The organism is Cutibacterium sp. 37298 (genome assembly GCF_023838685.1).
Classification (GTDB): domain Bacteria; phylum Actinomycetota; class Actinomycetes; order Propionibacteriales; family Propionibacteriaceae; genus Cutibacterium; species Cutibacterium acnes.
In genome coordinates this window covers 702,512-724,871 of the sequence record NZ_JAJNRJ010000001.1, presented here as the reverse complement: position 1 = coordinate 724,871, position 22,360 = coordinate 702,512, and the positions used below count along the sequence as shown (strand labels likewise).

Annotated in this window: 19 protein-coding genes, 1 tRNA gene and 3 pseudogenes; 4 read left to right on the top strand and 19 right to left on the bottom strand. The window is 60.5% G+C overall.

Annotated features, from left to right (window positions below):
• Positions 1-50: 50 nt before the first annotated feature.
• The 13 genes and pseudogenes from folP to dacB all read right to left on the bottom strand — a co-directional run bounded on the left by folP (position 51) and on the right by dacB (position 12,152).
• A complete protein-coding gene (gene folP / locus LRP59_RS03395; protein ID WP_002512993.1) occupies positions 51-896 on the bottom strand; it encodes a dihydropteroate synthase in 846 nt (281 codons plus the stop codon).
• A gap of 56 nt (positions 897-952) precedes the next feature.
• The gene (locus LRP59_RS03390) at positions 953-1,417 is read right to left on the bottom strand and encodes a hypothetical protein (protein WP_049785429.1); all 465 of its coding nucleotides are present in this window, start codon (positions 1,415-1,417) and stop codon (positions 953-955) included.
• 97 nt (positions 1,418-1,514) lie between these two features.
• A pseudogene (locus LRP59_RS03385) lies at positions 1,515-2,483 on the bottom strand (hypothetical protein); the annotation flags it as partial.
• A 189-nt stretch (positions 2,484-2,672) separates the two neighbouring features.
• Positions 2,673-3,124: pseudogene (locus LRP59_RS03380) on the bottom strand (hypothetical protein).
• 29 nt (positions 3,125-3,153) lie between these two features.
• Positions 3,154-3,678: a hypothetical protein gene (locus LRP59_RS03375; protein WP_002518701.1), complete on the bottom strand. Its 525-nt coding sequence runs from the start codon at positions 3,676-3,678 to the stop codon at positions 3,154-3,156.
• A 203-nt stretch (positions 3,679-3,881) separates the two neighbouring features.
• Complete coding sequence (locus tag LRP59_RS03370) at positions 3,882-4,358, bottom strand: hypothetical protein (RefSeq protein ID WP_002512986.1); 477 nt, start codon at positions 4,356-4,358, stop codon at positions 3,882-3,884.
• Between the two features lie 157 nt (positions 4,359-4,515).
• Positions 4,516-5,607, bottom strand: a complete 1,092-nt coding sequence (locus LRP59_RS03365; RefSeq protein ID WP_002512985.1) for an OmpA family protein — start codon at positions 5,605-5,607, stop codon at positions 4,516-4,518.
• A 323-nt stretch (positions 5,608-5,930) separates the two neighbouring features.
• On the bottom strand, positions 5,931-6,263 hold the full coding sequence (locus LRP59_RS03360) for a hypothetical protein (protein ID WP_002521108.1): 333 nt from the start codon (positions 6,261-6,263) through the stop codon (positions 5,931-5,933).
• A 63-nt stretch (positions 6,264-6,326) separates the two neighbouring features.
• Positions 6,327-6,902, bottom strand: a complete 576-nt coding sequence (gene folE, locus LRP59_RS03355) for a GTP cyclohydrolase I FolE (RefSeq protein ID WP_002517093.1) — start codon at positions 6,900-6,902, stop codon at positions 6,327-6,329.
• Between the two features lie 64 nt (positions 6,903-6,966).
• A complete protein-coding gene (ftsH, locus tag LRP59_RS03350) occupies positions 6,967-9,120 on the bottom strand; it encodes an ATP-dependent zinc metalloprotease FtsH (RefSeq protein WP_002512981.1) in 2,154 nt (717 codons plus the stop codon).
• A gap of 141 nt (positions 9,121-9,261) precedes the next feature.
• On the bottom strand, positions 9,262-9,816 hold the full coding sequence (gene hpt / locus LRP59_RS03345; protein ID WP_002512980.1) for a hypoxanthine phosphoribosyltransferase: 555 nt from the start codon (positions 9,814-9,816) through the stop codon (positions 9,262-9,264).
• 27 nt (positions 9,817-9,843) lie between these two features.
• Entirely contained in the window at positions 9,844-10,779 is a 936-nt protein-coding gene (gene tilS / locus LRP59_RS03340) for a tRNA lysidine(34) synthetase TilS (protein ID WP_002533251.1), read from the bottom strand.
• Positions 10,779-12,152: a D-alanyl-D-alanine carboxypeptidase/D-alanyl-D-alanine-endopeptidase gene (gene dacB, locus LRP59_RS03335; RefSeq protein WP_002512978.1), complete on the bottom strand. Its 1,374-nt coding sequence runs from the start codon at positions 12,150-12,152 to the stop codon at positions 10,779-10,781. Before dacB ends, tilS begins: the two co-directional genes overlap by 1 nt.
• Before the next feature lie 126 nt (positions 12,153-12,278).
• On the opposite strand from dacB, the gene LRP59_RS03330 reads away from it, so the two are divergent.
• Together LRP59_RS03330 and LRP59_RS03325 are read left to right on the top strand one after the other, a co-directional pair.
• A complete protein-coding gene (locus tag LRP59_RS03330; protein ID WP_002512977.1) occupies positions 12,279-12,833 on the top strand; it encodes an inorganic diphosphatase in 555 nt (184 codons plus the stop codon).
• A gap of 110 nt (positions 12,834-12,943) precedes the next feature.
• Positions 12,944-13,957: a TRM11 family methyltransferase gene (locus tag LRP59_RS03325; RefSeq protein ID WP_252236817.1), complete on the top strand. Its 1,014-nt coding sequence runs from the start codon at positions 12,944-12,946 to the stop codon at positions 13,955-13,957.
• Positions 13,958-13,972: 15 nt separating this feature from the next.
• On the opposite strand, the pseudogene LRP59_RS03320 reads toward LRP59_RS03325, so the two are convergent.
• A pseudogene (locus LRP59_RS03320) lies at positions 13,973-14,963 on the bottom strand (acetylxylan esterase).
• A gap of 47 nt (positions 14,964-15,010) precedes the next feature.
• On the opposite strand from LRP59_RS03320, the gene LRP59_RS03315 reads away from it, so the two are divergent.
• Positions 15,011-15,496 carry a histidine phosphatase family protein gene (locus LRP59_RS03315; protein WP_002512973.1) on the top strand — a complete coding sequence of 162 codons (486 nt, stop codon included), beginning with the start codon at positions 15,011-15,013 and terminating at the stop codon, positions 15,494-15,496.
• A 17-nt stretch (positions 15,497-15,513) separates the two neighbouring features.
• Here LRP59_RS03315 and LRP59_RS03310 read toward each other — a convergent pair whose 3' ends face one another.
• The 3 genes from LRP59_RS03310 to LRP59_RS03300 form a co-directional block, all read right to left on the bottom strand.
• Positions 15,514-16,464, bottom strand: a complete 951-nt coding sequence (locus LRP59_RS03310) for a hypothetical protein (RefSeq protein WP_032499733.1) — start codon at positions 16,462-16,464, stop codon at positions 15,514-15,516.
• A gap of 396 nt (positions 16,465-16,860) precedes the next feature.
• On the bottom strand, positions 16,861-18,210 hold the full coding sequence (locus tag LRP59_RS03305; protein ID WP_002512971.1) for an NAD(P)/FAD-dependent oxidoreductase: 1,350 nt from the start codon (positions 18,208-18,210) through the stop codon (positions 16,861-16,863).
• Positions 18,211-18,415: 205 nt separating this feature from the next.
• Positions 18,416-18,491 (bottom strand) — tRNA-Thr (locus LRP59_RS03300).
• A 157-nt stretch (positions 18,492-18,648) separates the two neighbouring features.
• Here LRP59_RS03300 and LRP59_RS03295 point away from each other — a divergent pair.
• Positions 18,649-20,298: a DUF885 domain-containing protein gene (locus tag LRP59_RS03295; RefSeq protein ID WP_032499734.1), complete on the top strand. Its 1,650-nt coding sequence runs from the start codon at positions 18,649-18,651 to the stop codon at positions 20,296-20,298.
• A gap of 33 nt (positions 20,299-20,331) precedes the next feature.
• Here the strand turns inward: LRP59_RS03295 and LRP59_RS03290 are convergent, their stop codons facing one another.
• Both LRP59_RS03290 and LRP59_RS03285 read right to left on the bottom strand, forming a co-directional pair.
• Positions 20,332-20,664, bottom strand: a complete 333-nt coding sequence (locus tag LRP59_RS03290) for a hypothetical protein (protein WP_002512969.1) — start codon at positions 20,662-20,664, stop codon at positions 20,332-20,334.
• A gap of 88 nt (positions 20,665-20,752) precedes the next feature.
• The gene (locus LRP59_RS03285; protein WP_171011472.1) at positions 20,753-22,192 is read right to left on the bottom strand and encodes an alpha/beta hydrolase; all 1,440 of its coding nucleotides are present in this window, start codon (positions 22,190-22,192) and stop codon (positions 20,753-20,755) included.
• Positions 22,193-22,360 lie beyond the last annotated feature (168 nt).

The following is a 22,360-nucleotide window of genomic DNA, read 5'->3' as shown; positions in this document are numbered from 1 at the left end:
TACCTGTTCGCCACAATCGGACTTTACCGACAAGTGCGCAGATTACTGCGTCAGGCGAGAAGGCGGGCAACGGTCTCCACGGCGTCGCGGTTGGCCCGAACTTCGTGGGTGCGCACACACCAGGCGTGATGAAGGGCGAAATAAGTCGACAGGGCCATGGTGCTCGCATCGCGTTCGAGGGCCGGACGGTCCTCCCCGTTCTGGGCGAGGAGTTCACCAAGGAAACGCTTGCGACTAACTCCCCACAGGACACGAAGGTCGGCAAATCCTTCTTGGAAGGCGTCAACGGCGTTAATGAGCTGCCAGTTGTGCTCGGAAGTCTTGGAGAAACCAATGCCCGGGTCGACGATGATGCGCCTACGGTCGATTCCAGCGGCAATAGCTGCGTCGACCTGCTGGGAGGTCTCAGAGATGACGTCGGCTACCACGTCGTCATAGTCGACAAGGTTCTGCATAGTGGCGGATTGACCGCGCCAGTGCATGAGAACGTAATCGACGCCAGCGTCGGCAACGACATCAAGGATTTCCGGTTCAGCCTTGCCCCCAGAGACGTCGTTGACGATGGTGGCTCCTGCCTCGACAACGGCCTTGGCCACTGAGGCGCGCATAGTGTCGACGGAGACGGCGACCCCGTCGGCCACCAAAGCTTTGACGACGGGCAGGACGCGGCGCAATTCTTCGTGCTCGGGGGTGCGTTCGGTGCCCGGACGGGTGGATTCACCACCGACGTCGATGATGTCAGCTCCTTCGACAACGAGGTCGCGAGCGTGGCGGATGGCCACCTCAGGATCGGCCCACATGCCTCCGTCAGAGAACGAGTTAGGAGTGACGTTGACGACCCCCATGACGAGGGTGCGGGCGGGATGCGAGTTGGTAGCCGAGCCGACATTGATCATGCAGTGGAGTCTAGGGCTGCCTCGCAGGCACTCATCGAGGTCTGTGAGGCAATCACTTACTTGCACCCCTCACTGATCTTGGGGACACGTTTGCCGTTCTCCAAAAGATAACCCATCTGACCGGTGGACGAACTGGATTCCCTAGCATCTTTTTCTCCGACCTTCGCGACCAAAATGTCATAGGAATCGTCCTTCAAATCGGAAGTCTCACTGCTCGTCTGCGTGTCGATCTGGATGTCCTCAGACTGGTAAAGAAACTTAGCGAAATCGTTAGTGGCGTCAGCGTCCAGCGGGTTCATAAACCGCGCCTTGACCAGCAGTGGCACTGCATTGGAGGGGCCGACATCGTTAACCCCGAGCCGCTTTTGGACCTGACTCCGGTTCTGGTCGTTGACGGCTACCCGGATGGTGGTCGTCTCACGACTCTTGTGGTCACCGTCGGACTCCTCCTCGCGACCCGGTCTTAGACAAAGTACTCCCCTTGCCCTGCTTGTTGTGGCGGCCCTCGTTGTTACCGGCATCGCGAGTCTTATTGGGCTCAGGCTTCCACCTAACGGGACCAGGACCAGGCCTCGGCTTTCCCGGACCAGAAACAAGTCTCGGCTTACCCGGCTCAAATTTGAAGTCACCATCCACGCCGAAATCGGCGCCTTCGGCACCGCTCTTGGTGATGACAAGCTCTGTAGTCTTCCCAGAATTGTCTTTGGTTACCGACACCGAGGTATCGTCATCAATCCCGGCATGACCGCCGACAGTTGGTGTTTTAACGCCGTGGATACCCATCGTCGCGCCCGCGTTCGCATGGGCATCACCATTAGCCGATCCCGAAGCTTCAACCGTGTGCGTTACCGCACCGGTCTTCGAATCACGCTTAGTTATGTACTGAACAATGCCGTTAACACTGCCGCTGGCACCAGCATCGGCTGAACCGTGACCACCGACTTTAGCCTTAACCTTGAGATCCGCCTTACCTTTGACATCGACTTCTACTGTCCTCGAAGTCGAAGAGAGCCGAGAGTTGGGGACATCGGGGGCACTGCCAAGATGCATGACCGCCAGCGCACGTTCCCGAGCGTACTTGTTCAAGTTGTCCCGATCTGCGCGAGCGGCGGCGACGCTGTCGTAATGGACAGTCTCACCCTTCGTGTACTTTGCCGACCCGGTGATGGACGCGTCGAGGCTGGCGGGGCCTTTACTCCAGCCAGGCGCTGCGGCGCCGGCACTTGCCCCGACGTTATAGAACAATTCAACGTCAGCTTTACCATCGCTGTACTCAACCAAATGGTAGCCGTATCCACCTTCCCCACCGATCGTGACCCAGGTGATCTTTCCCTCGGCATAGATTGACGTGGCGTTCTCGTCGGAGTGAATCAAGCAGCGCTTAGGCAGCTGCTGGGCCGGCGGCTTCGCCTAGCTCGCCGGAGCACACGAACCCTTCCCGAAGATAACCGCCAAGGCCTGGCACACCTTCTGCTGCACCCATTCCGGCTTGACGCCGACCGCCACCGCACTGGTGAACATAGCCGCAATAAGGAGAATTGCGATGTATTCCGGCGCGGCGGCACCCCGATCGCCCCTTGTCCGCATGGGTCTCCCCTCCACTACCTACCCAATACAGGGGAGAGCATAAAAAGAAACCCATAGCCGCACCTGAGCCCATGGCCCCAAACCGGGGCCCAAGCCGGGCCCAAATCGTGGGATCAACCGGATGGCCGTACATCACGCGTCGGAACCGAACGGCTCCTCCACCGCGCTAGACAGCTGCCTAGTCCCGGTTCACAAGCTGTGATGGTCTGCCACGAGTCGCGCGCACAACCGCCACACATACCCCGTACCGACCGCGGTACAAGCCGCCACCGGAAGAATCGGAGCAAGCGTTTCTACAACCACGGGATCTACCGGGCTCAGGTCCGCACGCACCCACGCGTACACGGCCATCCCCACCACACACAGCAGGACCAATCCGCATGACCACCACACCGTCGCCAACGCCCGGCGCGATGCCCATACATGCGAAAGCACCAACGCACCCAGGCACCCCAGAAGCGCTGCCCCTAGCCGCGTGTCATAGACGAGAGCACACGACCACACGACGACGACATCGCGATGCCTGCTGCAACGATGGTGAGCAACACCCCCAAAACAACGTTAAACGTCCGAGACCGTCGCTTCGGTGCCGGCAACGTCAACGTAGGGTCCGCCCATGCCGACCGAGTATCTTGCCTCATATCTCTACCACCTCAAGCAGGACGCAAGATCACGCCTTGAACGACATCGACGCAATAATTTTGTCAACCAGATTCGTGTCATCGCGGGGAAGACGGAGAAGCACGATCGCGGAACCCTCGGTGGGCAACACACCCGAAGCAACAAGCCAATACCCTCGCGCAGACTTCCCCTTATAAGTGAAGTCAAACGGGCACTTGATCGCCCTGGCAGCGCCCTTGACGGTGATCTCCTGGTACCCCTTGGGGTCGTAGCCCTGGAACGTCCCGCGGATCATGAACTCAAGCACGGACCATGCCAACGTAGGTTCGGTGTCGTCACTGTAATGACCCGCAATCTGCATGCCATGGGGGCCGTCAGTGAAATTCTTGGTGAAATTTTCATTCTCCGGTGGCTTCTCCACCCACTCCGTGGGATGGCTCACCGTGATGCGATCAACGGTTACTGATTCCCAACCCTCCTCCGAATCAGAGCAACCCACCAGCCCAACGCCAAGCATCAACCCGCCCACACCGAGCAACGTCCTACGCGACACGCCATAGTTGTTGGCCATCATCCCTCACTCACTTACAGCCCGAAGCCACCGCTTCAACGAAACGCGGTGCGTTCTGGTGCTCTCGAAATACTTGGCCAACATGGGCCTCATCCCGATAGTCTCCACAATGCCGCGCTGATCATAGCGACGAAGCTGTCAAGCGCGCCTGAGCCCGTGGCTCTAAGTCTGGGCCTAGCTTGGGCCCAGGCCTCAACATCGTCCCCTCAACGAGTCACCGGGATATCAGGCGACGTCTTGGCCGACCCGACCGCGATCTTCACCTTCGTCACCGACTTCGGCAAAGGCGGATACGACGCCTGCATAACATAGACGCTCGTCGCATCGATCTGGGGCTCCTCACTACCAACCACGAACTTTGACGTATCACCGGCCTTGGAAAAGTAATTCACCCCGTATTTGACACCGCCAACAGTGTCAACGAGAGATGGGAAATCCTCGGGAAAGACCGGACCCATGGCATGATCAATTGTGTTCGAGGTAAGCCAGAAAGTCAGGACCGTGCCCGTAGGGCCCGCCTTAATCGAGACGACATGCGCTGTGACGTCGACATTATCGTAGAGGTTCAGATGGAAAGAGACGTTAGCCACCTCTTTGGGAATTGGGCCACCATCCTCTTTCACCTTATCCCGAATCGCCTTACCCGCCGCCGACTCCACAGCCGCAGCCTGCTCCGAACCCATCACACTGACCGACGCACTCGGAGACGCCGACATGCCCACCACAGACACGCTTGAAGAAGCAACAGTATGGGGATGTAACCCAGCGGACACGCCAGCGCCACCACAAGCCGTGAGAACGAACACAGCCACACAGCCAACGAAACCGGACGACCCTTCATCATCCCTCCTTGACAGTAATCGTGACTCGACGGTTCAAACAGCGCCCAGCCTCCGAATCATTACTGGCCACTGGATCAGCCTCCCCCTTACCCGCTGTAACCAAGGTGATCCCTTTGGATAGCTGCGATCCGAGGACCTTGGCCACCGACGCAGCCCGCCGACGCGAAAGATCCAGATTATGAGAAGCAGAACCGCTATTATCGGTATAGCCAGTCACCTCAATCTTCCCCGACACCTTGCGAGCAACAAGTTGCTTAGCGGTCCGGTCAATGATCTGACGACCAGCCGGCTTAACCACATCAGAGTCCAGATCAAAAAGCACGCTGGCATCCAAATCAATCTTCATGGATTCCTTAGTCACCCGCTCACGGCTAGCATCGGAAGCATCACCAGTCGTAGTCACCAACGCATTCACGAACTTCGACACATCGACACCAGCCAGATCCTTCGGATCCAGTGCCGGCCAAGCCACACCCAACGGCATACCCTCATTCCAGCGACCTGTCGCCGCCTCTTTATCAATAGTGGGACCCAATAACCCATCACCCACCGGCACATCATGAAAAATACGATTAGCAACCGTGACATCAACCCGCGACACATCAGCAGGCAACGGCGGAGTACTAAACCAACCAAGCGTAGAATGCCCAGGAGCCGTGTTGGCCGGCGCACCTTTCCACCAGTCGTCACTGCACAACTTGCAATCGAATTCTTCGCCAATCGGGCGATACAGCTTATGGTTTCTCGCATCAATGATGGCCCCATTAGCGCTGTACTCTCTGGAGTAGCTAGAGGCTCCCCGCGCTAAATGCCCCAATTCGGCCGGGCCGGCAGCTAATGGGTCGACGGTGATCGAGTAGTAGACGACAGTATCTTGTGGAATCCGTCTCACAGCATGCAACGCCAAAATCACCGACCCCGGCTTCTCCTTCTGCCGCTTGGCCGACTCAAAATGGCTCACCGCCATCGCATCAACCAGAGGCACCGGCACAGTGACACTCTCATCAGAGTGCGCCGGTAACGCCACAAAACCAAAGACCACAGCAAGCCCACCAATAAAACCTGCCGCCCTCATCTTCCAATTCCACATTCCCACAACACCTACCCAATCCCATACACAAACAAAGCCCCACGAGCCACAACCAGGGCTCACCTGACTAGAGCACACTAATAACCAAGCGCAAATCTGCAACCAAAACCCTACCGGAACACGAATACATCACCGCACCAGCGACGCTCTACGGCCCCCAAGAAGAAAATCTCGAATCTCACGCGGAGAAATCCAGACCGCAGCCCCACTACGCTTACCAACACCCACGTCAATAACCTTGTCACCGCACCGCATGTGACCAGAAGTCGGCTCGATGGGCGCAGGAGCCGGATCACCGGCATCACCAGGAGTCGACGTAGTACTCACAACCGGACCCGACAACGGCGTCGGCGTCGGCACATGAGGTCGGTAGACACCGACAGCTTGACATCGCCCATGCCCATGCCGCCGCCCCCACCGATGAGGGCCAGCGCGAAAAACACGAGGAAGACGAGAAAGCCCGCACCCAGCGAACGTCCGAAAACCGTCCAGACGAGCACCCACCACCGGCTGCGCACCGGAAGGTCGGCCTCGTCGCCGCGCCGATAACGCCTCGGTGTGACGAAAGCCAGGATAAGTGTCCCTTCAGCCAACCCGGTCATCACACCCACCGTCGCGGCAACCGGTCCGCCCACAGCACTGAACACTGTTACCATGCTAGGGAAGTCAAAGCTTGAGGCGTTAGGCCCCAGGGCCCAGGTAAAGGCCCATTGAAATGGTCAACGTCCAGCCGTGATCAGCCCCATCGCCTCGGCCCGCGTCGCCGGGTTGCGCAGAATCCCGCGCACCGCGGAGGTCACCGTCCGGGCCCCCGGCTTGCGGACCCCCCTCGTCGTCATGCACATGTGCTCGGCCTCAACGACCACGATCACGCCACGAGCATCCAAATGTTCTACCAAGGCGTCGGCCACCTGGGTCGTCAACCTCTCCTGTACCTGGGGTCGACGCGCATAGACCTCCACCAACCTCGCGATCTTGCTCAACCCCGTCACCCGGCCGTCCCTAGCCGGAATATAACCGACGTGCGCTACCCCGATGAAGGGCAGCAGGTGGTGCTCACACATCGACTGCAACTCAATATCACGCACCAACACCATCTCGTCGTGGGAGATGTCGAAGGTCGTTGCCAGCAACTCCCCCGGATCTTGGCTTAATCCGCCAAATAGCTCCTCGGCCGCCTGGGCCACTCGCATTGGAGTATCGCGCAGACCTTCCCGATCGGGATCCTCGCCGACCGCCAGAAGAAACTCGCGGATAGCTGCCGCGGCTCGCTCGCGATCAACGGACAATTTCATGGAACTCACAGCGGACAGCCTAGAACGACGGCCTGCCGCGATATGTGCGGCAGGCCGTTGATAATCAGGACCTCGGCGGACCCCAAGGGTTACCGTTTGACGGAGGTTGCGGGCCCTCCCCCGGATGCGTCGGGCTTGGCGGTTCGGGTGACTTACCTCCCCCAACACTTGGCGGCTGCCAATCGGAGGGGGGTTCCCACTCACCAGGATTATCGCCCGGTAGATCCCCACCCGGTTCAGGAGTCGGCGGGGCGATGACGCCACGACGAGGAGCGTCAACCTCCGGAGCATCCTCATCCACGCCAGCGATCTGCGGCGGTTTGACCGGCGGGATAGACGAGGGAACACGCTTGTCCGAACCAGTGAAGGCACCGCGCTCAGGCCAACGCTTGAGCGGCTTGAAAATATCGGCTACCTCAGCCTTGCTCAGCGTCTCCCGTGCGAAAAGCTGACGCACCAACTCGTCAAGCACCTCGCGGTTAGCGTCCAAGCAATCGAAGGCTTCCTGGTGGGCATTCTCGAGAAGTTCCCGCACCTCGTCGTCAATAATCTTGGCAGTCTCGTCAGAGTAGTCACGCTGCTGTCCGGCGGTCATGCCAAGGAAAGGCTCAGCGTCCCCCGACCCCAACTGCACGGTGCCGACGCGAGCCGACAGGCCATACTGGGTAACGAGGGCGCGAGCCACCTTGGTGGCCTTCTCAATGTCATTGGAGGCACCCGTCGACGGATCGTGGAAGATGAGTTCCTCGGCCGCACGACCACCCATCATGTACGCCATCGAGTCCAGCAGCTCGCTGCGCGTCTGGGAGTACTTGTCGGAGTCAGGCATGACCATCGTGTAGCCCAGCGCCCGACCACGCGGCAAGATCGTGATCTTCTGCACCGGGTCAGTACCCGGCATGGCCGCGGCCACCAGGGCGTGACCACCCTCATGATATGCGGTCACCAAGCGCTCATGTTCGTTCATGAGCCGCGTCTTCTTCTGCGGTCCAGCAATAACGCGATCGATAGCCTCGTCCAGCTCAGCGTTACCAATCACCGGCAGGTTGGCACGAGCCGTCAGCAAAGCGGCCTCGTTGAGGACGTTAGCCAGGTCAGCACCCGTCATGCCAGGGGTACGACGGGCAATCGACGCCAAGTCGACATCGTCGGCCATGGGCTTACCGTGAGCGTGAACCTTGAGAATCTTGAGACGGCCATCGAGATCCGGAGCCTCCACTGCGATCTGACGGTCGAAACGCCCAGGACGTAGCAAAGCCGGGTCAAGAACGTCGGGGCGGTTCGTCGCCGCGATCAGAATGACGCCGCCACGGACGTCGAAGCCGTCCATCTCGACGAGCAACTGGTTCAAGGTCTGCTCACGCTCGTCGTGGCCACCGCCCATACCGGCACCACGATGACGACCAACAGCGTCAATCTCATCAATGAAGATGATGGCCGGGGCGGCCTCCTTGGCCTGCTCAAAGAGGTCACGCACTCGGGAGGCGCCGACGCCGACGAACATCTCGACGAAATCCGAACCCGAGATAGAGAAGAACGGCACCCCAGCCTCACCGGCTACCGCACGAGCCAGGAGGGTCTTACCGGTACCAGGCGGACCATACAGCAGCACGCCCTTAGGAATCTTCGCACCCACCCGCTGGAACTTCGCCGGCTCAGCGAGGAATTCGCGGATCTCCTGCAGCTCGTCGATCGCCTCCTGGCAGCCAGCGACGTCGGCAAAAGTCGATTTGGGGGTGTCTTTGCTACCCACCTTGGCCTTGGACTTACCAAATCCCATGACACCACCACGGCCACCCATGCCCTGTGCCGCGTTCATGACCCACAAGAAAAACAGCAGGATGATGACAAAGGGCAAGAAGTTAATGAGCAGAGCCTTCCAGATACTCTGCCCGGGGTTCTCACCCTGCCACGACTTCAGCGTCTTCGCCTTGACTCGGTAGTTGAGCCTGTCAACGAGCTGATCGGACTGGTTACCAACCCAGTACGAACGATACTTCTTGTTCTCGTTCTCAGTGATCTTGATGACCTGGTCGCCGTCAGTCAGCGTGACGCTATCCAGCTTCTTGGAGCTGTTGATGATGCTGACAGCCTCAGAAGTCGGGATGTCCTTATACCCGTTCCCCGATCCGGCGAACTGTAAGAACACAATGATCAAGCCGATGCACAACAGGATCCAGATCAGAGGACCTTTGAAGATGCGGGACGCGTTTTTCATAGACTACCTAGAGGCATGATGGGTGGAACTCAGAGCGTCACGATACCAGCGCATGACAACAACCAGCCCTTGCTACGTTCCGCGGACAGCTCAGAACAGAAATAGATCACTGGCACGACGTCACGACTTCGGATCGCACCCTCAGGATTTGTAGACGTGCGGTGCCAGCGTCGCCACATCCGTGAGGTTGCGGTACTTATCGGCGTAGTCAAGGCCATATCCGACGACAAACTCGTTTGGGATGTCGAAACCGACGTATTTGACGTCCAGCGGACAGGTAACAGCCTCAGGCTTGCGGAACATCGCCATGATCTCAATCGAGTTCGGGTTGCGGCTACGCAAGTTCTGCACCAAATAGCTCAGCGTCAACCCGGTGTCAATGATGTCCTCAACAATGAGAATGTCACGACCATCGATGTCCTTGGTGAGGTCCTTGAGGATGCGCACCACGCCGCTGGACTTTGTCCCAGCCCCATAGGACGACACAGCCATCCAGTCCATGGACATATGGGAGGTCATCGCGCGACATAGATCCGCCATCGTCATCACAGCCCCATTGAGCACGCCAACCATAAGGATCTCTCGCCCGGCGTAGTCAGCGTCAATCTGGGCAGCAACCTCGCGAATACGGGAGGCCACCTGCTCCTCGGTGTACAGAACGTGGTCGAAATCTCCAGGAATGTCAGAAGCTCGCACACCACCAGCCTACCGACTTATGTCCCATCACAGGCGCCGGGCTAGATACAGAGTCCCCTGTCTCATCTCGACGCGTCCGCCCGGGACGTCCACCCCTGCACCACCAGGCCCGTCCAGCAAGCCCAAAACGGCATCGACGTGCACCATCCTCGCCTGCGGCAGCCACTCCTTGACGACGCGGCGCGCCAGGCCGACCTCAACCCCACGCAAACCGGGCAATTCATTGGCATTCACCCCGTGCTCATCCGCCCACATCCGCGCAACCCGGGCGACGACCTCATCTTCCCCTGCCAGCAAGGTCGCGCTGCGAGCCAGGGATGCCGCCACCTCTGGGCCCAGCACCTCCTCCATAACCGGCATGAGCTCAGTGCGCACCCGAGAGCGCAGGAACCGTGGATCACCATTGTGAGGGTCCTGCCACGGCTCAACCTCCCACTCCCGGCACGCCTGCACCGTCTGGGCCCGTCGCACCTCCAACAGCGGATGCCAAAACTGACCGGAACGCGGCCGAATACCTGCCAGCGACGTCGCCCCGGAGCCCCTGGCCAGAGAAAGCAACACCTGCTCGGCCTGATCGTCACGGGTGTGCCCGAGCAACACCGGCTCATCCCCAGCGACGTCGAGCAGTGCTGCCCGACGAGCAGTCCGCGCCGCCGCCTCGGGGCCATCGGGGTCATGAGCGTCAACGTCGACGCGACGCACACATGCATCCATACCGCGTCGCGCCAGCAAGTCCCGGGTCCGCTCGGCCACTTCGTCGGACCCCTGCTGCAATTGATGGTCGACAATGACGACCCTCACGCCAGATTCGCACCGCCGCGACGCCCACTTTGAGGCCAAAGCCAAGGCCAGCGAGTCCGGACCGCCCGAGCACCCGACGACGAACCGATCAACCCCTCGCACCATCCGCTCGACGGCCTGGGCGACTGCCAGGGCCGCTGGCCCTAATTCCCGTCGTGCCATCAGCGGGTGCAGCCGCACCCGGCCAGGTTGCCGTAGACGACGTCAAGCCACGACCGGGCACTGCCGTCAGTCTGATTGATGATGAAGGAAGCCACCAAAATTCGCCCGTCAGCGTCACGCAGCCACCCCGACATCGAGATGACTCCTTGCAGACTGCCCGTCTTGGCGTGAACGACACCGCGTCCGGCTGCCGTGCTCGGATCGGAAAATCGTTTATGAAGGGTCCCAGAGACCCGACCCACTGGTACCGCATTCGCCACCGGCTGCAGCTTCAGGGTCGTCAATACTTTGCGCCAGGCACGAGAAAGCATCAACGCGGTGATCCGATTGCCCTGGGACAATCCCGATCCGTCCTGGATGACCGCGCCGTCCTGCCAGGCACCTATGTTCTTGAGGTGCTCCTCGAGGGCTTGGGTACCACCAGCAAAGGATCCCGGCTTGCCACTAGCAAGAGCCATCTGTCGGCTCAAGACCTCAGCGGCAGAGTTGTCTGACTCCTCCAGGGTGCGGGTGACAAGGTCCTCCACCGGGAGCGACTGCACCGCCGCAATCTCCTTGGCAGACCTGTCAGCCTTGTGACGAGAAACCGAACCATTCACCGTTATCCCGGCACTACGAAGCGAGCCGATGAAAGCGTTGGTAGCAAGTACGGCTGGCGTCTTACTGCGATTCCATGGGCTGTTGTTGATCATTCCCTCGTCGACCCACAATGACGTAATTGGAGTGACCTCGTCGGAGTAGTTGTCGACCGGCCAGGCCCCGTTCCAATCCGGCCCAGTAAACAGAGTGTCGTCGAAGCTGACGGTGACCTTCGTCGTCCCCGCTTTCTTGAGAGCCGCCGCCGTACGCTTGGCAAGGTCTTCCATCGACGGATACTCGGGGTGCTGGGCCGAAGACTTCGAGCGTAGGTAGGGGTCGCCACCACCGACCAACGTCAGTGCGGACCCATTGGCGACAACCTTCGTCGTGTAACGATGCCCGGCGTCGGTGCAATCCAACAGCGCAATCGCAGTAAGCACTTTGAGATTGGAAGCTGGAGTCAGGAGGGAATTCTGACCCGACTGGTAGAGGGTCTCACCAGTTGCCGCATCCATAATGTCAGCACCTAGTACACCAGGGGCTGCGCCTGCAGACTTGACGCGATTGGCGATCGTGGCAGCAACTGGCTTGGCCGACGGCGTCGTCGGTGCCACTGCCGCAACAACCCCTCGTCCCGGCTGCACCGCTTGAGCGGTGTTCTCGTGGCGATGAGGAAGGATTCCTCCTCCGGTCCAGCGCGCAGGTGACCCGCTCCGCAGCGAACTGACGATAACCGCAACAACAACAATGACGACCACTGCGATGCCGACAGTAACGGGTACCCATCCCGGCATGCGCCGTCGTGGCGCCGACACAGCTCGCTTCGACGTAGGTTGATCTGAGTGTGGCACGAAAATCCCTCCTGCAAACGGATACAGTGTCGATCATCACCGTGTCCAATACAAGAAGAGGGGCCCCTCGTGACCGACGATTTCACCAATCCATTCCAGGGAGAACAGCCTGAGAGCTTGCACTTCGATGTGACGATCGAGATTCCACGTGGCAACAAGAATAAGTACGAGATGGACCATGAGACCGGTCGCATCCGTCTCGACCGCACCTTGTTCACCTCTACGCAGTACCCGTATGACTACGGATACATCGAGGGCACCCTCGGCGAGGACGGCGACCCGCTTGACGCCCTTGTCCTGCTGACTGAGCCCACATTCCCCGGCTGCCTCATCGAGTGCCGCGCACTGGCTATGTTCCAGATGCAAGACGAGATGGGTGGCGACGACAAGGTGCTGTGCGTGCCTGCCGATGACCCCCGCCGCGCCGGCCTCATCGACCTTGACGATGTCGGCAGCATGACCCTCATGGAAATCGAGCACTTCTTCACCGTCTACAAAGACCTGGAGCCCGGAAAGTCGGTCGAAGGAGCCACGTGGACCGATCGCGACGAGGCTGAGGCCGAGATCAAGGCTTCCTTCGAGCGCGCCAAGGGCACCTCCTACGAGAACCTGCACACCGCCTGATCCACTCGCACCCCGGCACCGCCCCAATTCCGGGCCGCGAGTCATGACGTCAGCATTCGACACCCGCATCGCCGCGGATGCCGAATGCTGTTCATGACACAATGTCACCCATGTCCGAAACCCTCGTTCTGCTCACCCCTGCAGCAAACCACGTCTATGCCGGGCAGGCGGGACGACTGTGCGCCGCCGAGCTCTCTCTCACCTGTCCCAACGCCACGTCAGTTGCCCCGGTGACCGTGGCCGGGGTCGAGTACCTGTCGATTCACAGCGAGAATCCCCTCCCGCAAGCAGATCTGGCGGCCGTGGCGCGATCCTCGGCAGCTCTGGCCTGTTTCGAATACCGCGGCGATCTGCTGGCTCCCCTCGAGTTGCCGCAAGTTGACGTTGTAGACGAGGACCTTGTCACCATCCCGAAGTACCGAGGCAAGACCAACGAACAGTTCACCCGTCTACTGCTCAACCTCACTCTCGCCAGTCTGGAGGGCCGCTGCGCAACCCGTCGTGACGAGGGCCAGCGGCTAGCTATCCTCGACCCGCTGGCCGGGCGCGGCACCACTCTGGGATGCGCCTGGAGGGCCGGGCATAACGGCTTCGGTGTCGAGCAGGATGTCAAGGCCGTCGAGGCGCTCGCTGCTCACGTCACGACATGGCTGCGTCGCAAACACCTCAAGCACAGCTGCGGCACCCATCCAGTGCGACGTGACGGCCGCTCGCTTGGCAAGCGGTTTGACGCTAAGGTACGTTTCCCGCAGGCCGAACCTTTGACCATGGGCGTTTTCACTGGTGACGCCGTTGATTCGGCAGTGCTGTGGGGACGCAAGACCTTCGATGCCGTCGTCACCGACGCCCCCTACGGTGTAGTGCATGGCTCCCACAGCGGAGCATCTCGACGTCGTTCCCCTACTGACCTGTTGCGCGAGGCCATCCCGGTATGGGCCGGTCAGCTGCGTCACGGCGGCGCGCTAGGTATGTCGTGGAACACCCTGGGTTTATCTCGGGAACACCTCGTGACGATTCTGTCTGCCGCTGGTCTCACGCCCCTTGACGACGACCTGTGGCATCAGTTCAGCCACCGCGTCGATTCCTCGATACACCGCGACCTCATCGTCGCCGTCAAACCGTGAACTGACCTTGACTCGTCACGAAAACAGCTGGGCCAGCACTCCGAGCTGATTCCAACGCTGGACGTCCTCCCCAGCCGCGTGACCGGCAAAGGGGTAGACGGCAATGTGCTTATCAGCAACCATGCCGTCGCCCCAAGCGTTGTATGCCGCCCACACTGACGACGGTGGTACCGCTTGGTCCATCATCGCGACTGAAAACCAGGTAGAAGTTCGGGCCCGACGGGGCGAAATGCAGGCTGTCGAAATACCCGAGAGTCTGGAAAGCACGGCCGCACAGTAACGGGTGGGCAGCCAGGTAACGAACGACTTCCAGGTATGGGCCATCCGTGGCAATATCGCAACTGCGCCTGATATGGCACAGGAACGGCACGTCGACGAAGGCCCCAGCCAGCTTGATACCGCGCATCGCCGCCAGCGCGCACACCGCAATGGCCTGACCACCGCCCTGGGAATGACCGAGAACGGCGATTCTGGTGGGGTCGACCAGCTCCATCTCTCGGGCAGCCTGGAGGCAACGGAAAGCGTCAGTGAAGAGCCGACGGTAATAGTGGCCGTGGGGGTCGGAAAGAGACTGGGTCATAAACCCGGGGGCGCCTGTCCCGTCGTGGGCATCCGGACAGTTTTCCGTCAAGGTTGGGTGGCCCCACCCCTGACCACGTGGATCGACGACGATATGTGCATAGCCAGCAGCAGCGAAGACTGATCCAATCGGCACACCACGCGAACTCGAGTACCCGAGGTACTCGATGACAAGGGGGAATGGGCCGTTCACAGCGGCTGGGGCATGTAATCACCCGCTCACCCGAGAGTTGTGATACCCCGCCCACGACAAATCCCAGGTATCTATCAGAGCCTGACGGTTATCGAAAGGCACCGCCGTCAGATCTTGGGGAACGCCGGAATACTCATCGAGGGTCTCGGCCCAAAAATAGTCGAAACCATCGGGTTCAGGGACGTTCGGGCGGTAGGTACGCGCCTCATCAATGCCCAAATCCGTCAACGGCATGCCAACATCGTAGAACCGCGGCGACCGCGAAGTGCAACGATGGATCCATGCACACTCTGTTCCTCATGAGACATGCACAGCCCGCATCACATGCTCCGGGCGGGGATCGGGAGCGTCCGCTCACCGACGTGGGGCGCCGTCAGGCCCGTGAGGTCGGCACGCGTTTAGGACTGCGCAATGTTGGACATGCTCTGGTCTCCGATGCCCTACGCACCCGCCAGACCTGGGACTGCCTCCAACTGGATTGTCCGGTCGAATTCATGCGAGCCCTCTATTACTGCGGCACTGATACCGTGCGTCGGCGCATCGGAGAAATCGACGACGATGTGGATAACCTGCTCATCATCGCCCATGCCCCGACGATCCCCGGACTGGCAGCGCAACTTGCCGCCATGAGTGGAGCCGAGGACGAGGTCGGCTGTTGGTACCCGCCCGCGACCCTCACCGAGGTAGAGGTCGACGGCACGTGGGCTGATCTCAAGGATGAATATTTCGACAAGGTGAGGCTCGTCGGGGTTCAGCGACCGATGTGATTTCAGGATCCGAGCCCTCAGCGCAGAATGTGAACTTTCGCGGCGATGCCACCCGTACAGGTGGTGTAGCTCTCCTGCGTCTCGCACTTCATGGTGTACATCTTACCCGTCACCGGGCTATACGCCTGCACCTCATAGTCGCCCTGGGCACCCGCCGGGATGGCATTAGCCACCTCAAGAGCGAACGGGCACGATGTCGTACCGACGGCACCAACCGACGAGGAACAAAGGGTGTCTCCGTCGGGCAGTTTGTCAGCCACCTGACGAGCGCTCAATGTCGGAGACTGCGGGCTCAACGGAGTTGGGGTTGATAAGGCTGGACTCGACGAGGCTGGACTCGACGGAACGGGACTTGGCGAGGCAGGCGAGGACATCAGGAAGCTGGGGGTGGTGTCAATCGATGTAGCCTGCGGATCCTCCGAGGCTGACTGCGTGGGCTGTGAGCTGGCCGACGGGGTCGTGACCACAGCAGGTTCACTACCCGACCGCCCTTTGAGACCGCCGGCAAAAAGCAGCACAGCTCCCAGGACAACCAGCACCAACAAACCCACCGCTAAGCCAATCAATACGTTGCGATGACGTGGGGAGTCACCCGAAGGTGGCGGCGGATATGCCATAGCTGGCGTCGACGGCGGAGGCGGAGGGGTGAACACGGGATTCTCAGGAACCGCGGCCATCACCCGGGTGCGCTCAGCCTCCGGGTCACGGAACCAATCGTCGGGCATCTGGGAAGCCCCAAGATCTCGGTATTGCCCTTGAGAAGGTTGCTGCGGCCCCGACTGACTATTGGTGGTCCATTGCTGAGTTGGCGTCGAGTCCTGGACCGGCCACTGCTGGGTCGGCATGGAATCCTGCCACTCCCCTGGCTCCGACGGCGTTTGCACCCGTGGGATCTCCCGCGTCGGTGTCGCCCCTTCACCCACCGGGCTCTGGACCCGCGTCTCGTCATAGGAACCCGGGTCGGTCATGCGCACGGCGCCAGGCAAACGCAAATTCAGCCCGCATTGTGGGCAGACTGCATCGTGTGCACCCACCTGGGTGCCGCATCGCGCACAAAACATTCTCATCTCCATCCACGAGTGGCTGCTCAAGAATATGGCATCCTCTCACCAGCTCCCGTCACTTTGGCGCTATCGACGTAACGCCGCCGTCATTTCGCGACCTGCTTTTTCACATATCAGTAACGTCGACCAAGCGCTTCCGCAACAGCCCCTCGGTGCGACCTTCAGGCATCTCTGTGGCTCCTCCCGGTGACGTCGCCCCCAGGCTGAAGTCAGCGATGGGAGTCGCCGCGATACAACCCTCTGACGCTGGCCTCGTGGCACGGTTCGCCGCAGAAGAAGTCAGTGGCTGATCGTCTTGGCTCAGAGCAGGTCGAGGACCTCCTGAGCAGCGCGAGCAGCAGCGCGCAGTGCGCCCTCCATATAACCGTTGAAGGAAGAGGCGTACTCAGCCCCCGCGAAAAACACCCGGCCCAGCGGCTCGGCAAGGATCGGCCCCGTAGTCGTCCACAGACTGGGAGCGAAGTGGGCTCCGTGGCATCCGCCGGTGTAAGGCTCAGAGAGCCAGTCGCGATCAAGGTACTCGATCGGCGAGCTGGGGGCCTTGCCGAAGGCCGACTCGACGACCTCTTCGAAGGCACGTTGACGCAGACCGACCGAAAGTTTCCCGTAGCCGGAAGCCTCGGTGCCCTCGAAGAAGCCCATGAGGATTCCCTTGCCGGTCTCGTCGTCAGAAGTATCAAAAATGACACGGACAGCGCCCTCGTCAGCACCCATCTGGCCGGAAGCACCAGAGGTGCGCCACCATGGGCTGTCATAAACGAGGTAGGCCTTGATGACATTGCCAGCTGGCACTTTGTCGGCCATCTCGAGACGCTCAGCAGGCAGCGCTGGCTCGAATGTCATGTCCTTAAGTAGCCGCGGCGGCACGGTGACGATGACGCTACGTCCCTGATACTGCGTGCCATCAGTAGTGGTGACGGTAACGCCGTCGTCGTCACTATGAACGGATCGGACCGGGCTGGAGAGTTTAAGATCGTCACCGAGAGGCTCAGCGAGGTTACGGGTAACCTGAGCAACCCCGCCCTTAACGCGCTGCTGCTTAAGGCCACCGTTGACGGCGACGAGGGATTCCAAGTCCACACCGGCGTTGGCCTTAGCCAGACCGTTGAAGAGAGGAGTGTCATTGGCAGACACACCGAAGGCTTGACGGAAGAGGTTCGTGATGTAGCCACGACCGGCCTCGGTACGAACATTCGAGACTGTCCATTGACTCAACGACTGGTTCAACCAGGTGGCATTGGCCGCCGCCCAGCCCTTGTTATTGGCAACACGATCGGCCAGACGACGGAACCTCAGCAGGCCCTGGCCGAGGTCAGCCAATTCGAAGGGGCTAAGGGAATGAGCGGACGGCTCGGACAAACTTGTGACGTGAGAGACCCTGCCCCTGGCCTTGACAACGACGTCGCCGTCGGTTGAATCAACCAGTTCTAACCCTTGTGAGGAGAGGAGGGAGCGAAGTTCCTCATGCCCTTCTCCAACCCACTGGCCACCCAGTTCAACGACCTGCCCGTTGGATAACTCGGCGTTTTCCAAGCGGCCGCCTACCCGGGCTCGGGCCTCCAGGACCACCACCGAGTGTCCTGCGGAGGCGAGCTCTTCAGCAGCCGTGAGTCCGGCTAGACCCGCGCCAATGATGATGCTGTCGTACATGCGTCCCCTTGCAATTCCGCTGGACGGACCGAACTCATGGCCGGACCGTGATCGATGAATCGTGGTGAGTTGATCGTACCTGGCGCCTCTGACGAGCTGGGCGTCGCCCCTGTTCGATCCGCAGGTTTGACCTCGTGGGACGAGCGGTCGCAAATCGGGATTGAGCGGACCGCTGCGGTACCTTGTCAGCAATGCTTTGGGAACGTGGAGCCAACTACGGGAATCGAACCCGTGACCTACGCTTTACGAGAGCGTCGCTCTACCGACTGAGCTAAGTTGGCACGCCTGCCGCGGCAGGCCCCGAAAACTATACCGGCACGATGACCTCTTCACGAAACCAACACGCTTTTTGCTGGAACACCGCATGCCACGCACCCGTCGTCGGCTCGGTATAACGTCATCGTTGTGACCATGGACAATGCACACACCACCCACCAGATGGGATCAGAGGTCGACGAGGTTGCCGACCACTATTGGGCCGCCCTCGTCCAGTCCAGCCCTACGCTCGCCACGGCGCTCGGTTTGGATCTTAACCAGGACGAATACGACGACCTGTCCCCCGCCGGCCTGGACGCCCAATACCGCCTCGCCATGGACACCCTCGACCGGCTCGATCAGGCTATGCCCGCCGACGATACCGACCGGATCACGGTCGCCGCGATGCGTTCTAGCCTGGGTTTAGAGGCGGAAAGTCACGATAAGGGGTACGACCTCCTTTCTCTCAATGGCATCGCGTCGGGAGTCCACGAAATCCGCGAGGTCTACGACGCCATGCCCACCGAGACCCCCGACCAGGTGTCGACGATCGCGCGTCGTCTTCATGCCACCGGCCCTGCCCTGGACGGCTGGCTGGCAACCCAACGCGCCTCGATCGACGCCGGAATCCCGGCGGCCATTCGCCAAGTCGACCTCCTCGTCGAACAGATCACCGCATGGACCTCCGACGGCGGGTTCTTCGACGACTACCTCAAGCGAACCGCCTCCCGTGACCTACCCGACGCTGTGACAACCGCACTCGCCGAAGGTATCGACGCGGCCAAGGGGAATTTCCGTCGCACCGCCGAGGCCCTCTCAACCGAGATTGCCCCACTGGCCACCGAAACCGACGCCGTCGGCATCGACCGCTATCGACTGGCCTCCCGCCAATTCGTCGGCACCACCGTCGACCTCGCTGAAACGTACGAATGGGGAAAGCAGGAGCTCGCCCGCATCGAACAGCTGCAGCGCGAGACAGCTGAGCGCATCCGCCCGGGAGCGAGCATCAAGGAGGCCATGGCCGTCCTCGACGCCGACCCCGCATACCAGATCACCGGCACTGCGGCCCTCAAAGTCTGGATGCAGGAGCGCGCCGACGAAGCGATTTCCTCCCTGGACGGCACTCACTTCGAGGTACCCGAGCAGGCTAGGCACATCGAGGGCATGATCGCTCCCACCCACGACGGCGGCGTCTACTACACCCCTCCATCCGATGACTTCTCCCGTCCCGGCCGCATGTGGTGGTCGGTGCCCGACGACGCCAACACCTTCACCACGTGGCGAGAACTCACCACCGTCTACCACGAAGGCGCTCCAGGCCATCACCTGCAGACTTCATCGGCCATCGCGGCCCGCGAGGAACTCAATTCCTGGCGCCGCAACTACTGGACGTCGGGTTATGGGGAAGGCTGGGCCCTCTATGCCGAGTGGCTGATGGCCGATTTGGGGTACATGGACGATCCCGGCCACTTCATGGGCTTGCTCGACGGGCAGTCCATGCGCGCCGCCCGCGTCGTACTCGACATCGGCCTGCACTGCCAGTTCGAAGCCCCCGAGGAAATGGGCGGCGGCGAATGGAATTGGGATAAAGCCTGGGCCTTCTTCAATAACCACGTCTCGATGGACGAGGGCTCGGCCCGCTATGAGGTCAACCGCTACTTCGGGTGGCCTGGACAAGCCCCCTCCTACAAGCTCGGCGAGCGCACCTGGCTGGAGCTGAGGGAGGCTGCGAAGGCCAAGGATCCGAACTTCGACCTTAAGGAGTTTCACACCACAGCACTGCGGATGGGAGCTCTGCCACTGGATGTGCTGCGTCGAGCGATGCTGTCCTAGCTGGGCTCCTGAGTTTTGCGGGGGCGTGTGTGATCAAGGATTACGCACGCACAAGGCCCCGACATACCCGGTGTCGTGGCTCAACTCGTGGCGTACCGACACCCGGGTCAGTCCCTTGGGACACTGCGATGAAGGCTTAACAACATCTTTGACGTACCTGGCACCATTCTCATGGCACCCCACCGTCGGGACACGCCCATCGTCAACTCTCGCACCCACGAGGACACACCGTCCGTCCACGGCCTTGAGATCGTTCCACGCATGCGTGCGCCATGCCCACTCCAGTGCGAGCAAAATACCCGCGAGCAGGGCAAGGCCCACAGCACGCACCACGATGCCGGCGACATGGCGCTGATCCAAGGTCATGAGCGATCCCTCCTCCCGAGAACAAGGGTAACGACGTCTCCCAAACCTCCCGGCAACCGCGCACGTTTGCCCTTGCGGCAGGTCACGGCTAGCACACCGTGTTGTCCTTGGGGGTCTTTCCGTCATTGACATATCCCTCGACAGCCTTCTTGACGCATTGGTTACCCAATTCCCACGCGGAGTGGCCGGAACCTCGCCACGTCAGTAGCACGCCAGACTTAAGCTGGCCAGCCATCCATGTGGCCTGCTCGTAAGGGGTCGCAGGATCGCCGGTGGCACCCAGCACGAGGATCGGCGCCGCTCCCCGAGCGGTCAGGTACAGCTGGGGAGCCGGGCGAGCCGTCCATACCTCACAGATCGGTGCCACCCCCAGAGCTTTACCTAATGTTGGGGCCTTGGCGACCTCTTGAGGCCACTCTTGACGCGCGTGCTTCAAGCCAAAATCGGCCTGGTCAAGACACGAGATCGCGGGGAAAGCCGAAGCGATCGTCTCCCACTGACCATCTTTTCCACGGCCGTTGAGGTAATCGGAAGCCGTCAATAGATAGCCACCATTGCCATCCTTCATGGCTCCAACGAGGGCAGCGGTCAGATACGAGTAGGCCTGCTTGCCCGAATACAGGAACAAGGCGATGCCGGTAGCCGCCAGGCTCTGCGTCAATTCTCGCCCCGCGACCTTCATGGGATGAGCATCAAGACGGTCTAAAAAGTTCAATGTCGCCTTGCGAATTTCAGCCGCGCTCGTTCCCAAAGCGCAGCGGTTTCCCCGATTGGCACACCACTGTGCGAAATCGCCGAAAGCTCGATCGAATCCAACAGCCTGACTAACAGTGTCATGGTTCGTGATGTTCACTGTCGAGTCCAGCACCATATGCCCGACGCGGCCTGGGTACAGCTCGGCATAGGTAGCACCGAGGAAAGTGCCATATGAAACACCGAGATAATCAAGCTTCTTATTTCCCACCAGATACCTCAAATAGTCGAGGTCACGAGCGGTGTCTATCGTCGAAACGTGGTCCAGCAGCTGCCCCGAATACGCGCGACAACTGCGCGCAAAGTCCCTGGTACCGCGGATAAGCCCATTCCACTCGGCTTCGTTATCAGGGGAGGCGTCCAGACTGAACAGACCATCCATTGTCTTCGCCGGACCACAATTGACGTGAGTCGACGCCCCCGTACCGCGCAGATCCCACCCAATGACGTCATGGTCGGGGAAGGACGACGACTGGAAGGAGCTGACCATTTCCTGGCCGGAACCACCTGGACCGCCGGGATTGATGAAAAGGGTCGCCTTGGCAGCACCCTCAGCCGGTTTGCGCTTGAGCGCCAACGTGATTGCTGGACCGTCCGGGTCATCCCAATCCAACGGCACCGGGATGTCTGCACACTGGAACGTCCCGCAGTCATGCCACGAAATCTTGCGAGATAGGTACCAATTTATTCCCTTACCAGCAGGAGCCTTACTGAAGGGTTTGTTGTCTCTAGCTGGGTGCATCACCTGCCGATCAGGGCTCCGCGGACCTTCCATGAGAGCGTGCGCCTTCGGGTCAAAGGAGGCTACCGGCGGATTGGTGTCAGCCTTATCCTGAGCCGGTACAACCGAGGCAGTCACCGACGGCGAGGCGCTCGGCTTGTGCGGCGCAAACTGTCGACTCGCTGAAGCCGACTGGGGCGGCCTAGACCCCGCAGAGGTACA